General features: G+C 43.0%; 13 protein-coding genes. 11 read left to right on the forward strand and 2 right to left on the reverse strand.

All coding sequences use genetic code 11. From position 1 onward, the window contains the following. Positions 1 to 639: 639 nt before the first annotated feature. The 9 genes from NST39_RS17565 (at position 640) to rbsB (ending at position 10,091) form a co-directional block, all read left to right on the forward strand. Entirely contained in the window at positions 640 to 2,121 is a 1,482-nt protein-coding gene (locus NST39_RS17565) for a spore germination protein (RefSeq protein ID WP_044140086.1), read from the forward strand. After that, entirely contained in the window at positions 2,111 to 3,208 is a 1,098-nt protein-coding gene (locus tag NST39_RS17570) for a GerAB/ArcD/ProY family transporter (RefSeq protein WP_044140087.1), read from the forward strand. Before NST39_RS17565 ends, NST39_RS17570 begins: the two co-directional genes overlap by 11 nt. After that, positions 3,198 to 4,340: a Ger(x)C family spore germination protein gene (locus tag NST39_RS17575; protein ID WP_341029558.1), complete on the forward strand. Its 1,143-nt coding sequence runs from the start codon at positions 3,198 to 3,200 to the stop codon at positions 4,338 to 4,340. The genes NST39_RS17570 and NST39_RS17575 overlap by 11 nt, the downstream gene beginning before the upstream one ends. A 117-nt stretch (positions 4,341 to 4,457) precedes the next feature. Beyond that, the gene (locus NST39_RS17580; RefSeq protein ID WP_044140089.1) at positions 4,458 to 5,444 is read left to right on the forward strand and encodes a LacI family DNA-binding transcriptional regulator; all 987 of its coding nucleotides are present in this window, start codon (positions 4,458 to 4,460) and stop codon (positions 5,442 to 5,444) included. Then, positions 5,441 to 6,319, forward strand: a complete 879-nt coding sequence (gene rbsK / locus NST39_RS17585) for a ribokinase (RefSeq protein ID WP_341029561.1) — start codon at positions 5,441 to 5,443, stop codon at positions 6,317 to 6,319. Before NST39_RS17580 ends, rbsK begins: the two co-directional genes overlap by 4 nt. Then, positions 6,316 to 6,708, forward strand: a complete 393-nt coding sequence (gene rbsD, locus NST39_RS17590) for a D-ribose pyranase (protein WP_065097896.1) — start codon at positions 6,316 to 6,318, stop codon at positions 6,706 to 6,708. Before rbsK ends, rbsD begins: the two co-directional genes overlap by 4 nt. A 15-nt stretch (positions 6,709 to 6,723) precedes the next feature. Next, positions 6,724 to 8,205: a sugar ABC transporter ATP-binding protein gene (locus NST39_RS17595; protein ID WP_044140092.1), complete on the forward strand. Its 1,482-nt coding sequence runs from the start codon at positions 6,724 to 6,726 to the stop codon at positions 8,203 to 8,205. 1 nt (position 8,206) lies between these two features. Then, entirely contained in the window at positions 8,207 to 9,160 is a 954-nt protein-coding gene (rbsC, locus tag NST39_RS17600) for a ribose ABC transporter permease RbsC (protein WP_044140093.1), read from the forward strand. A gap of 13 nt (positions 9,161 to 9,173) precedes the next feature. Next, positions 9,174 to 10,091, forward strand: a complete 918-nt coding sequence (gene rbsB, locus NST39_RS17605; RefSeq protein WP_012011498.1) for a ribose ABC transporter substrate-binding protein RbsB — start codon at positions 9,174 to 9,176, stop codon at positions 10,089 to 10,091. A 74-nt stretch (positions 10,092 to 10,165) separates the two neighbouring features. Here the strand turns inward: rbsB and NST39_RS17610 are convergent, their stop codons facing one another. Both NST39_RS17610 and alsR read right to left on the reverse strand, forming a co-directional pair. Next, positions 10,166 to 10,768, reverse strand: coding sequence for a flavin reductase family protein (locus NST39_RS17610; protein WP_044140367.1), 603 nt, complete (start codon positions 10,766 to 10,768; stop codon positions 10,166 to 10,168). Between the two features lie 65 nt (positions 10,769 to 10,833). Further along, positions 10,834 to 11,730, reverse strand: a complete 897-nt coding sequence (gene alsR / locus NST39_RS17615; RefSeq protein ID WP_126741278.1) for an acetoin biosynthesis transcriptional regulator AlsR — start codon at positions 11,728 to 11,730, stop codon at positions 10,834 to 10,836. Positions 11,731 to 11,880: 150 nt separating this feature from the next. On the opposite strand from alsR, the gene alsS reads away from it, so the two are divergent. Continuing rightward, the gene (gene alsS / locus NST39_RS17620) at positions 11,881 to 13,578 is read left to right on the forward strand and encodes an acetolactate synthase AlsS (protein WP_341029566.1); all 1,698 of its coding nucleotides are present in this window, start codon (positions 11,881 to 11,883) and stop codon (positions 13,576 to 13,578) included. A gap of 38 nt (positions 13,579 to 13,616) precedes the next feature. Then, on the forward strand, positions 13,617 to 14,387 hold the full coding sequence (gene budA, locus NST39_RS17625; protein ID WP_319610148.1) for an acetolactate decarboxylase: 771 nt from the start codon (positions 13,617 to 13,619) through the stop codon (positions 14,385 to 14,387). The last annotated feature ends 8 nt before the right edge of the window (positions 14,388 to 14,395 follow it).

Here is a 14,395-nt window from a genome sequence, read left to right on the forward strand (position 1 = left end):
TCCTCGTATGCCAAAATCCTCTAATCAGAAGGTGAATTGACCTAGCTCCTCTTTAAATGAAAAGGCCAAAAGACGGACAAAAATCAGCCTGAATTTCGGCTTCAATCAAGAGTAAGCGTTACCATCAAGCATCGAAAAATCTTTTGTCCTTTTCTCCCTAAATTTTTTGACAATTGTTAAGATGTATTTTGAATCAATGTTTTAAAGCCCTTTAAACTCTATAACATCAGTCGTATCAGCGCTTTAAATGAATAGTGCGTGTTTTGGAATGTTTTTGATTTTTGAAGGAACAGGTTAGAAAGTCATCTTCATCGGTCAGAACGCTACACGTTGACCTATGACAAAGGTCACCTCATAAAAAATCAAGTCATATGCTTATTTTCAGGTCACGAAAAATTGGGATAATATGTCAACTATTGATCATTTCGAAATGCCTGTTCTTTACGATATTCGATCCTTATGACCTACACAATGAAACATTATTCATTTGTTTTTATCAAGATTCATCATTTCTTAACATTTTTAATATGATTTTAGTTGAAAGTTGTCAATTCATGTCATGCTTTCCCCAAAGGCGACGAATAAAATCAGCTTCCGCGCTTACACTAAGGTTAAAAAATCTGTGAGAGGAGGCTAAAGATGCCAAACAGCAATGAGCAAACACGGTTGCATTTTTTATCAGGCAGCTTCGAGGAAAAAATACGGATTCTGAAAAAAACATTTCAGCAAAGCGGCGATTTTGAATACCGAGAGTTAATGGTGAATGAAACGAAATCTGTCCTGTTTTTTATTAAAACAAGAATTGATGAAGGCAAACTGAACAACTTTATTATCGGTAATTTGTTAGGTCCTCCTGGAAAACAAGATTATACAAAGTCTCTTAGTACGCTTGAAACAGGCGACTTGACTCTGATCACTGACAGTATTATTGCAGGAAGTATTGCCTTTCTTGATGAAAATTCCTCGCAGATCAAATTATTTGCTGTCGGGCAGCCGCCGCTTCGCTCTATTTCTGAGCCTTCTTCAGAAAGCATCATTGCGGGTGCTCATGATGGATTTGTGGAAAGTTTGGATACGAATATATATTTACTGCGTTCTCACTTAAATGATCGGAAGCTCGCCATTCAGTACCATAAGGTCGGTACAAAATCAGAAACAAAGCTTGCGATTGTTTATATTTCTGATGTAGCGAATCAGGAAAAGGTAGAAGAGGTAAACAGACGGATCTCTTCTATTAAAGTAGACACGCTGATTAGTCCTGGTTCTATTGTTGAGGCGATCGAAGATGATTCATTTTCTATTTTTCCGCAGCTGATTGATACAGAACGTCCTGATAAGGTGAGATCTGCCATTCTTGAAGGTCGTATTGTGGTGCTGATGGACGGGAGCCCTATGGCAATTATTCTTCCTGTCACCTTTTTTAGTTTCTTTCAATCACCAGATGATTATAATAGCCGCTGGATTCCAGCTACATTTATCCGTATTTTGCGTTATCTCGCCTGCATCATCGCAGTCATACTACCATCTTTTTATATCGCCGTGATTGGGTTTCATTATGAGGTGGTCCCTGATGAACTCGCCGTGACAATGAAGAATTCTATTATTGGGATTCCCTTCCCTCCTTTAATCGAAGCCATGCTGATGGAAATTACCATTGAACTCATACGGGAAGCCGGGGTGCGTCTGCCAAAACCCATCGGGCAGACCATTGGGATCGTAGGCGGTTTGGTCATTGGGGATGCGGTAGTACAAGCAGGACTCATCTCGAATGTCCTTATCGTTGTCGTTGCCGTGACTGCCGTTGCTTCCTTTGTCCTTCCTTCATTTGAAATGACGTCTACCATCAGGATGCTGCGTTTTCCGCTCATGTTCATGGCGTCAATGTTTGGCTTTATCGGCATTTCATTTGGCCTTGCCATCGTCCTCATGAATTTATGCCGCCTAGAATCATTAGGTGTACCGTACTTATCACCTGTTACACCTTTTAACTGGCAGGATTTAAAGGACACCGTCATTCGACTACCTATGTGGATGTACAAACAGCGTCCTGTTTATTTAAATCCGCAAAGGAAAAAACAAATTGAACAATTGAGAGGATGGGAAAAGAAAAATGAAAAATAAAATATCTCCATCTCAAGCGGTCTTTTTTCTCATCCAATCTCAAATTGGTGTTGGGATTTTAGCACTTCCCCATTTGCTGATGAAAGATATGGGGCACGATGGCTGGATGGCGATTATCTTAGCCGGCGTATTTATTCAAATCATCAATACCATTTTCATTTATATCATTCAAAAATATCCTGACATATCGTTCTTCCAAGCATTAATCAAAGTCTATGGGAAATGGATAGGGCATATTTTAATCGGGCTTTATACAGTTTATTTTGCCTCGATCTGCATTGTTGTTCTCTCAATTTTCACCAGAATACTTGGTATATGGGTACTGCCACTTACGCCAAACTGGGTCATTAATTTATTGCTGACGATCTCTATCATCTACATCGCAAAAGAAAAAATCACAGCGGTCGTCAGGTTTAACTTTATCTTAACCCCCTTTTTGCTCATGTTGTCTTTACTCATGTTCTATTCGTTAAAAGGAACCAATATTGACTACCTCATGCCTTTCTTCCAGACGGATTTGTCTCAGTTCCAGCTTGGGTTGAAAGATGTGGTGCTCTCGATGAACGGCTTTGAAATGATTCTCATCATCTCTCCATTCATGAAAGGTTCCATCAAAGAACGGTATAAGGTCATGACGATTTCAAATATATGCACGACGCTTTTCTACCTATTTATTACATTGATTTGTTTTATGTTCTTCAGCCCGATTGAGCTTGATATCATTCCAAATCCTGTGCTTTATCTATTAAAGACCATTACATTCGGAATCATTGAACGAACAGATTTAATTTTTCTAAGTTTCTGGGTGTTTGTCATTCTTGCCACACTCAGCAATTACCTTCACTTCTGTGCCAATGGCCTAGCGAGCCTACTTAATAAAAAAGAGCATAAAAAATATGTCTATTATTTTGCCATTTTCATCTACGCGGCTTGCTGTTTTCTCGCAAACGATAACTTTAGAATACAGCGCTTTAACGACTTTACGACCATTGCTCAAATTTCAGTTATTTACACACTGCCGATCATTATGGCCATCATCATTTTTATCAAACATCTTAAAGGGAAGGTGAAATCGCATGCGTCATAAGTTTTCGCTGACGCTCCTCATGTGTATATCGCTTATCTTCATGCCTGGCTGCTGGGATCAAAACTTATTAAAAAATATCTCTCTTGTGTTAACGTCTACGGTTGATCAAGGAGAAGACGACAATGCGAAGTTCTCCATCACCTATCGTAAAGTGCAGCAGTCTCAAAGCATGGCGCAAGGAAATACAGGCAGCTATTTAACCACTGTTCTTACAACTGAAGCTCCTACATTAAGAAAAGCAAGAACCAACTTCAGCCGAATTGTCGATCAAAAAATTGATATATCAAAAATGCGAGTCATGCTAATCGGTGATGAATTTGCTCAAAATAGCCTTCTCCCCTATTTAGATATGTTCTATCGAGATCCAAAAAGTCCTTTGCTCGCCAATCTTGCAGTGGTACAGGGGGGAACCTGTGTGGAATTAATCAACCAGCTCCTCAAGGAAAAGGTCATTGTGAGCGATTATTTAAATAACCTCATCACCACTGCATCTCAATCCTCCCAAGTAGCACCTAAAAACATGCAAAGCATTCGTTCCAAAATGCTGCAAACCGGAGAGGATTTCACACTGCCGTTACTCTACTATGATCAAGAGAAAAAACTAACGAGTGTAAAAGGCGTAGCCCTATTTGATAATGAGAAAAAGAAAGGTGAGCTGTACGGACAAGATGCCATTCTTCTCAATGTCATGGACGAGAATATGGGCAAATATGCGAACTTCACTAAAAAAGTAAGAAGTGATATGAAATCAAAGGAGAACAATTACATCACCATTCAAGTGACAGATTCAAAGAGAGACATCAACATTATCAATCCTGACCATCGAAACTTAACCTTTTCTCTTGAGTATGAATTCACGACCTCTATCCTTGAATACCCGAAAGATAATCTAGACACAGATAAAAAAATTAAAATGCTCAACAAAAGGCTTTCCGCAATTTTGACAAAAGAAGCAGAAAAAGTCGTGGCCTCCCTGCAAGAAGCAAACTCTGACGTCCTTAGCCTAGGCAGAAAATATCGGGTAAGACACTATGATGAATTCATGAAAATGAACTGGGTTACGGATTATCCAAATGTAAAAATCATCCCAAAAGTAAAAGTCAATATTACACAAACAGGGATTATTAGTTAAGAAAAGGAAGAAGTGATCTTTCTTTTCTTTTTTTATTTTTTTAAGATTGTCATTTAAAAGCTTTCATGATAATCTATTTGTGTAAACGGTTACACATTCACGAAGGGAGGCACTCCATTGGCTACAATTAAAGATGTTGCAAAAGCTGCACAAGTGTCTGTTGCCACTGTTTCACGCGTACTGAACGATACTGGATATGTCCATTCAGATACGAAAATTCGCGTGACACAAGCGATGCAGGAGCTGAACTACTTTCCCAATGAAGTGGCTAGATCCCTTTTCAAAAGAGAATCCCGCTTAATCGGTTTGATCTTGCCTGATATCACAAACCCCTTCTTTCCTCAGCTTGCTAGAGGCGTAGAGGATGAGATTCATGCGCAAGGTTTTCGGTTATTATTCGGAAACAGTGATGAAGATCGAGAAAAGGAATTGGCTTATTTACAAACATTTAAACAAAATCAAGTAGTCGGTGTCATCGCTGTCACAAACGAACCTGAATCAGATATATACAATGATGATGAATTGCCGGTTGTGTTCTTAGATCGAACCGTTCCACATGCACCTTCTGTATCTGCAGATACTGCAGCTGGCGGGAAAATGGCTGCAATGGAATTAATCAGGCGCGGCAGCCGGCAGATCACACTGCTGAAAGGACCTGCCCACCTTCAAACAGCGAGGCAGAGATTCAAGGGTGCACTCGATGTACTGACCGAAAAGGGTGTCGACTTCCATGTGATGTCTAATGCTTCATTTTCTTTTCAAGAAGCCCGTAAGAGTGCCAAGGCTCTTTTCCAGCTGTACCCTGAAACAGATGGCATCATTGCCAGTAACGACATCGTCGCAACAGCGGTCATTCACGAAGCACTTCGGATCGGAAAAGCCGTTCCAGAGGATGTTCAAATCATTGGGTTTGATGATATTCCGCAAAGCGAGCTGCTCTTCCCTTCCCTATCGACGATTAGGCAGCCTGCCTATGAGATGGGAAAAGAAGCGGCACAGCTGTTAATCAAAGCGATTCAGAAACAACCTATAGATCAACCAGTTATCCAAATGCCCGTCTCTTTTATTGAACGAGAGACCACAAGAAAGGTGGATTCACAATGAGTCATATTGTCGTAGTAGGAAGCTGTTCAATGGATTTAGTCGTCACTTCGAATAAACGACCAAATACCGGTGAAACAGTGTTAGGCGAATCATTTAAAACCGTCCCAGGCGGAAAAGGCGCCAATCAAGCAGTCGCCAGTGCCAGACTCGGTGCTGATGTATACATGGTCGGCCGAGTCGGTGATGACGCTTATGGTCAAGATATTCTCAGCAATCTACAAGATCAAGGGGTCCGCACCTCATATATGAAACCGGTTACCGAAATGGAAAGCGGCACGGCTCATATCATTTTAGCAGAAGGTGATAACAGCATTGTCGTGGTCAAAGGGGCAAATGACGAGGTCACTCCTGACTATGTGAGAGAAGCACTTTCTACAATAGATGATATTGGAATAGTGCTCATTCAGCAGGAAATACCTGAAGAAACGGTCGAAGCTGTCTGCGCCATTTGCAGTGAAAAAGAAATCCCTGTGATTTTAAACCCTGCACCTGCCCGCAAAGTATCGCAGCAAGTTTTAGACCAGGCTGCCTATATTACACCGAATGAGCACGAGGCTGTTCTCATGTTTAATGGACTCCCAATTGAAGACGCCTTGCGTCAATACCCTAACAAATTACTGATTACAGAAGGGAAAAATGGGGTTCGATATTTTGACGGATTGAAAGAAGTGCTCGTCCCAGGCTTTCCAGTCGAAGCAGTTGATACAACAGGAGCAGGCGATACCTTTAACGGAGCCTTGGCTGTCGCCTTAACAGAAGGCAACTCTCTCTATGACGCACTTGCATTCGCTAACCTTGCAGCATCAATGTCTGTCACCAAGTTCGGTGCACAAGGCGGCATGCCAACAAGAGAAGAACTGGAGAGAAAAAAATGAAAAAAAACGGCATCTTAAATAGTCATATCGCCAAGGTACTTGCTGACCTTGGTCATACAGATACAATCGTCATCGCAGACTGCGGCCTGCCTATTCCAGAAGGTCCAGTCAAAATCGACCTGGCACTATCAATCGGCACACCGTCCTTTCAGGAGGTCACCTCCCTCCTTCTTCAAGAAATGGCGGTTGAACACATTACTGTAGCTAGTGAAATCAAAGAAGCCAATGAGCGAGATCATCTATTTCTAAAGAAAGCGTTCTCACACCCATTACATGATGTAGACCACGAGACGTTCAAAGACATGACCAAACAGGCAAAAGCAGTCATTCGCACGGGTGAAGCCACCCCATACGCAAACTGCATTCTTCATGCCGGTGTCATTTTTTAAAAGGAGGAGCCAGATATGAACATTGAGATGCATAACATCCATAAGGCCTTTGGAAAAAACACCGTTCTTTCCGGGGTCTCCTTTGACCTCGTCACAGGTGAGGTTCACGCGCTCATGGGTGAAAATGGCGCAGGAAAATCAACTTTAATGAACCTGCTAACAGGTCTTTATTCATTAGACCAGGGAACGATTCATATCGACGGGAAAGAAACCGCTTTCAAAAATCCGAAGGAAGCGGAACAACACGGTATCGCCTTTATTCATCAAGAGCTCAACATATGGCCAGATATGACCGTCTTGGAAAACCTATTCATCGGGAAAGAAATCTATACGAAATTTGGATTGCTAGACACAAAGAAAATGAAGGTTCTTGCCCAAAGCCAGCTGGACCGATTGTCTGTGAACCTCTCGCTTGATCAAGAGGCAGGCAGCTGCTCTGTTGGACAAAAACAGATGATTGAGATTGCAAAGGCATTAATGACGGAAGCGAAGGTCATCATCATGGATGAGCCAACAGCAGCTCTAACGGACCGTGAGATTGAAAAGCTCTTTCAGGTCATTGAATCTCTCAAAAAGGAAGGCGTATCCATCGTCTATATTTCTCACCGTATGGAGGAAATCTTTGCGATTTGTGACCGGATTACCATCATGCGCGATGGGAAAACGGTCGATACGAAAGCCATACCTGAAACGAATTTCCATGAGGTGGTCAAAAAAATGGTCGGCCGCGAATTAACAGATCGATACCCTGAGAGAACGCCTTCTCTAGGAGATACTATCCTTGAGGTGAAGCAAGCGACAAGAAAAGGACAATTTCAAGATATCAATTTCTCCGTTAAAGCTGGAGAAATCGTCGGTGTTGCAGGCTTAATGGGCGCTGGCAGGACCGAAATGATGCGATCGCTGTTTGGTCTTGATCCTCTTGATCAAGGTGAAATCTGGGTTCATGGAAAAAAGGCTATTATTAAAAAACCAAGTGATGCCGTCAAGCTTGGCATCGGCTTTATCACAGAAGATCGCAAAGATGAAGGACTTATGCTGGATGCATCCATTCGAGAAAACATTGGTCTGCCAAACTTAGAAAGCTTCTCTCCAAAAGGACTGATCGATAAGAAAAACGAACAGGATTTTGTTGACCTGCTCATCAAAAGATTGACGATTAAAACGGCTTCCTCTGAAATCTCTGCTCGAAGTCTCTCTGGTGGAAATCAGCAAAAAGTCGTCATCGCCAAATGGATCGGTATCCAGCCAAAGGTCTTGATTTTAGATGAACCGACAAGAGGTGTCGACGTCGGCGCGAAACGAGAAATCTACCAGTTAATGAATGAACTGACTGATCGAGGTGTCGCCATTTTAATGGTCTCCTCTGAGCTCCCAGAAGTTCTAGGGATGAGCGATCGAGTGCTTGTCATTCATGAAGGAACCATCAGCGGAGAATTAAATAAAGCAGAAGCAACACAAGAACGAATTATGACACTAGCTACAGGAGGGAAGTAACATGAAACCACTTACTTCAAATGGACGATTTGACAACATCATGCAAAAGCTTGGGCCATTCTTAGGACTCATCATCCTTGTTGCCATTGTTTCTATTTTAAACCCGGCCTTTTTAGAGCCATTAAACATCTTAAACTTACTGAGACAAATCTCCATTAATGCCCTCATTGCCTTTGGTATGACGTTTGTTATTTTAACCGGAGGAATTGATTTGTCTGTCGGTGCCATTTTAGCACTTTCTAGTGCACTGACTGCCGGATTTATCGTGTCTGGTATGGACCCGATTTTAGCTATTATCGTTGGCTGTATCATCGGCGCTATTCTTGGGATGGTCAACGGTCTTTTAATCACAAAAGGAAAAATGGCTCCTTTTATCGCAACACTTGCCACGATGACGATTTTCAGAGGGTTAACACTTGTTTATACAGATGGAAACCCGATTACAGGACTCGGTTCTAACTATGCCTTTCAGTTATTCGGCCGCGGGTATTTCTTAGGCATTCCTGTTCCAGCGATCACGATGCTTCTCACCTTTATCGTACTTTGGGTGCTTCTTCATAAAACTCCTTTCGGCAGAAGAACGTATGCCATCGGCGGAAATGAAAAAGCTGCGTTCATTTCAGGAATCAAAGTACCACGCGTAAAAATTATGATTTATTCATTGGCAGGTTTCATGTCTGCTTTAGCAGGTGCCATTTTAACCTCTCGCCTAAACTCAGCTCAGCCAACAGCTGGTACGTCCTATGAGCTTGATGCGATTGCTGCTGTTGTACTTGGCGGGACAAGCCTGTCTGGCGGAAGAGGACGAATTGTCGGCACACTGATCGGGGTGCTCATCATCGGTGTCCTGAACAATGGTATGAACTTACTTGGTGTATCATCATTCTATCAATCTGTTGTGAAAGGGATTGTCATCTTGATTGCAGTCCTACTAGACAGAAAGAAATCTGCTTAAGGAGGCAGCTGCTATGAAAAAATATCTCATTCTCATTCTGACTCTCTCATTATTCATGCTTTCTGCCTGCTCGCTAGAACCGCCAGAGTGGGCCAAATCAACAAAAGACGGGAAGAAAAAAGACATCAAAATCGGTCTCTCGATCTCGACCTTAAACAATCCATTCTTCGTTTCTCTTAAAAACGGGGTGACGAAAGAAGCGAAAAAGCTTGGCATCGAAGTCGTCATTGCAGATGCTCAAAATGATTCAGCAAAACAAACAAGTGACGTAGAAGATTTAATTCAGCAAGGGGTCGACGCATTGCTTATCAACCCAGCGGACTCGTCTGCCATCTCAACTGCTGTTGAATCAGCGAATGCTTCAGATATTCCTGTCATCACATTAGACCGTTCAGCTGAAAGCGGAAAAGTAGAAGCACTTGTTGCCTCAGATAACGTCAAAGGCGGCGAAATGGCAGCTAACTTTATTATCGACAAGGTTGGTAAAGGAGCAAAAGTCGCTGAATTAGAAGGTGTACCAGGCGCTTCCGCTACACGTGAGCGCGGAAAAGGATTCCATCAAATAGCAGATAAAGATCTAAAAGTGACTGCAAAACAAGCGGCTGACTTCGACCGGACAAAAGGGTTGAACGTCATGGAAAACCTCCTTCAAGGAAACCCTGACATCAAAGCCGTTTTTGCCCACAATGATGAAATGGCGCTTGGCGCACTAGAGGCGATTCAAAGCTCTGGAAAAGATATTCTCGTCGTTGGCTTTGACGGAAACGAAGATGCTCTCAACTCGATCAAAGCAGGAAAACTATCCGCAACAGTCGCCCAGCAGCCAGAGCTGATCGGGAAACTGGCAGTCGGCGCTGCAAGCGACGTCTTAAAAGGGAAGAAAGTAGAAAAGAACATCGCAGCTCCACTGAAACTAGAACAGAAAAAATAAACACAAAACCCCCGATTTCCCTCGGGGGTACAGATTATTGACAAAGGGCTTTAGTCCTTTGTCTTCTTTTCATTTCATTCTGGTCTTTTCAGCACAAATGACGTCCCTAAATGGGCATAATCATTTCCCGCTAAACGTGCGACTGGCTTTAGTTCATGAGTCGAAACATATCCTTTTTCCGCATCATAAACAGCCTCATCTAAATGCGCACACACAACCCGGCCAATGATATGATCGACCGTGATCTCCCCTTCATCATTTTGAAAGGTGAGATGCTTTTCAAGCTGACATTCAAAGCGAATACGCGCTTCCTGAATGCCCGGCACTGACACGACATGACTCTTTACTTGATGAAGACCGGTTCGATCCAGCTCACTCTCTTCCTGCGGCAGCGTAGCAGCTGTTTCGTTAATATCTTCTATTATCGCTTCATCACTCACATGGACCACAAATTCTCCCCTGTCAATCATATGCTGCGCTGTGTCTTTCATCTGACCTTCGCGTCGTCCGATAGAAACTGCGAGGAGCGGCGGGTGTCCGCTGATGACATTAAAGAAACTAAATGGTGCGGCATTGACAACATCGTCTTTAGACAGACTTGTAATAAACGCAATCGGTCGTGGAACAATAGAACCCGATAATAATTTATATGCTTCTTTTCTTGATAGCTGATCCATTTGCAACGTAATCAATTCAGACACGCCTCCTTTTGGTGTATCGACATCATACCATACCTCTTTTTCTATGCCTCTGATTCAGGCTCGGTGCGATGCAGGATATGGTGGACAAGATGAAATAAAGCCGGATTATGATTTTCTCGTCTATAGGAAATCGTCCATTCTGCCAGAAGCTGTTCACCTTCCATGGACCGATACACAACATCTAGATTAAATAAACGCCGGGCTGATTTTGGAATAACTGCGATACCGACACCAGCTGTGACTAAGCCAATCACCATTTGATATTCCGCCGCTTCCTGCACAATATTTGGAGAAAATCCGTACTTTTCACATAGCAGGACAAAGTGTTGATAAAGGGACGGCCATGATTCATGTGATAAAGAAATAATCGGTTCATGACGAATATCTTCGATCGTGACCGCCTCTTTTTTCGCCAGCGGATGATTTTTCGGAATCGCAAAAATACATTCACTTTGCTTCATCAAACGGCTGACCAGTTCTTCATGAGGAGATGTAGGATGTAAAAAACCGATATCAATCTCCCCATTTAAAAGCGCTCCTAGCTGCTGCGGAACAGAAAGCTGCTTCAGCTCAATACTGACAGAGGGATACAGCTCTCTGAATTCGCGTACAACTGGCGGCAGAATATCATACGTCGCTGTTCCAACAAACCCTATGATGATTTTTCCCAGCTCTCCTCTTGCTGTATGCCGGGCATGATCAACGGCTTTATCAAGCTGATGCAGCACACCCCGCACCTCATGTAAAAAGACCTTTCCAGCAGCTGTTAGCTCCACCACTCGCTTCGACCTGTGAAACAAAGGAAACCCCAATTCTTCTTCAAATTGCTTAATTTGCTGACTAAGTGGAGGCTGTGTCATATTCAACCGTGCGGCTGCTCTGCCAAAATGCAGCTCCTCTGCTACTGTGACAAAGTATTGCAAATGTCTCAGTTCCATCCTTTCACCCCTTGCACACTTATTCGTGAAACATATTAAAACCACGTTAAACAGATATTGGAAATTTTCCATTTTGAAATGTATAGTAAATCATATCATGAAAATATATTTTCATAAAAAATTTTACTTGCCGAAAGGAGTGCGGGGTAAATGAATTCTCAAGCACAACCCCTAACAAGACGAGGAGCAGAATTGATTGTTGATACGCTGATTGCTCAAGGTGTGACCCATGTTTTTGCAATTCCAGGTGCCAAAATTGACGCCGTATTTGATGTATTAAAAGACAGAGGTCCAGAGCTTGTCCTATGCAGACACGAACAAAATGCCGCCTTTATGGCAGCTGCTGTCGGCCGCTTAACCGGCAAACCAGGTGTTTGTCTCGTCACATCAGGTCCTGGCGCATCTAATTTAGCAACAGGTCTATTAACAGCCAATACAGAAGGTGATCCTGTTGTCGCAATCGCTGGAAACGTCATTCGTGCGGATCGGCTGAAACGAACACATCAATCACTCGACAATGCGGCATTATTCAAACCAGTCACAAAATACAGTGTTGAAGTACAAGACGTTCATAATATACCCGAAGCCTTAACAAATGCTTTTCGCGCGGCACAAAAGGGGCAGGCTGGAGCAGCATTTATCAGCTTTCCACAAGATGTCGTGACCGAACACACCACACAAATACCAGTGTCTGCTCACCCTTCTCCAGAACTAGGTCCTGCACCGGATGCTCTCATCAGCTCGGCTATCGCCAAAATTCAAAATGCACACTTACCTGTTGCCATTGTGGGAATGAAAGCAAGTCGTCCAGATGCTGCAAAGGCTACAAGAACATTATTGAAAACACTTGGAATTCCATTTGTCGAAACGTACCAAGGAGCCGGCGTTCTCTCAAGAGAGCTTGAGTCTCAATATGTAGGCAGAATCGGTTTATTCCGAAATCAGCCGGGGGATCTTCTCATTGAACAAGCAGATGTCCTTTTAACCATCGGCTTTGATCCAATTGAATACGATCCGAAGCATTGGAATATTCAGCCGAAGCAGCGACAGATCATCCATGTCGATGACATCCAGGCAGATATTGACCATTTTTATGAGCCGGCACTTGAGCTTGTTGGCAATATAGCTGAAACCGTTAAACATCTAGCCCATGACAGTGTTCCACTTTCTCTATGCAAAGAACAAATTGAATTCGTCACTGAATTGCAGGAGCTGTTAAGCGACATTGAAAAAGTACCAGAAAGAGAAAGTCATCTATCTCACCCGCTGGATGTCATTCATACATTAAGACGCCTGATTCCTGATGACACGAAGGTCACATGTGATATCGGGTCTCACGCGATTTGGATGTCGCGTCACTTCCGCGTCTATGAGCCGAACACATTCCTCGTGAGCAACGGAATGCAAACATTAGGCGTCGCATTACCATGGGCCATTGCGGCTTCCATATTGAATCCAGATGAAAAGATCATTTCGGTCTCTGGTGATGGCGGTTTTCTCTTCTCTGCAATGGAGCTAGAAACAGCCGTCCGCATGAAAACAAATCTTGTTCACCTTGTTTGGAATGACAGCACATACGACATGGTGGCATTTCAGCAGGAAATGAAATATGACCGCACATCCTGCGTTGAATTCGGACAGATCGACTTAGTGAAATATGCGGAAAGCTTTGGAGCGACTGGATTACGGGTTAACTCACCTGAAGAGCTTTCAACTGTCCTCCAAAAGGGTATAAACATAGAAGGACCCGTTATTATTGATATTCCGATTGACTATCAAGACAACCCAGACCTCGCCAGTCAAAAATGGCCAGAAGTCTTTCGTGAAAAACACACATTGAACGTCTGATAAGATGTCCATACATTACACCAAAGGAGTGAGCGGATATGGGTATGATGCACCCAATGAATCAACAAAGCGACACAAGACAACATGACAAACAGCAAGAGGTCTATCAAGTATCGACGATGACCTCTTTGCTGGAAGCCGTATATGATGGAGATTTCTCCCTTTCACAAATTCCCGAGCACGGTGATTTCGGCATTGGTACATTCAATCAATTAGATGGAGAGCTGATCGGCTTTGACGGCGCATTTTATCGACTGCGCTCAGATGGAACAGCGACACCGGTAACAGATCAAGATTATTCACCCTTCTGCTCTCTAGCATTCTTTGAAACAGATATCGTTCATCGAATTGATGCACCCATGACGAGCAAAGAGCTAGAAGAAGAAATCGACCGCATTTTACCGAGTAAGAATGTGTTTTATGCAATCCGCATTGATGGATCATTCAAAAAGGTTCAAACCCGTACAGTTGAAAAACAGGAAAAACCTTACGTTCCGATGGTGGAAGCTGTCAAGTCACAGCCCATCTTCGATTTCGAGGATATTCAAGGAACGATCGCCGGTTTCCGTACACCACAGTACGCACATGGCATTGCGGTGAGTGGATACCATCTTCATTTCATTGATGACGATCGAAGTGTCGGCGGACACGTATTTGATTACACCGTTGATCAAGTGACCATCCGAATTTCTCAAAAACGTCATATGAATTTACATCTGCCAAATACGCAGGAATTCTTCCAAGCAGACATTGATCGAGCTGACCTCGCACAGCAAATTGCCAGTGCAGAAAGCAGCCCAGATCAATAAAATAAATA

This window comes from Bacillus sp. FSL W8-0645, from assembly GCF_038007905.1.
In the GTDB taxonomy this organism is placed as follows: Bacteria; Bacillota; Bacilli; order Bacillales; family Bacillaceae; genus Bacillus; species Bacillus pumilus.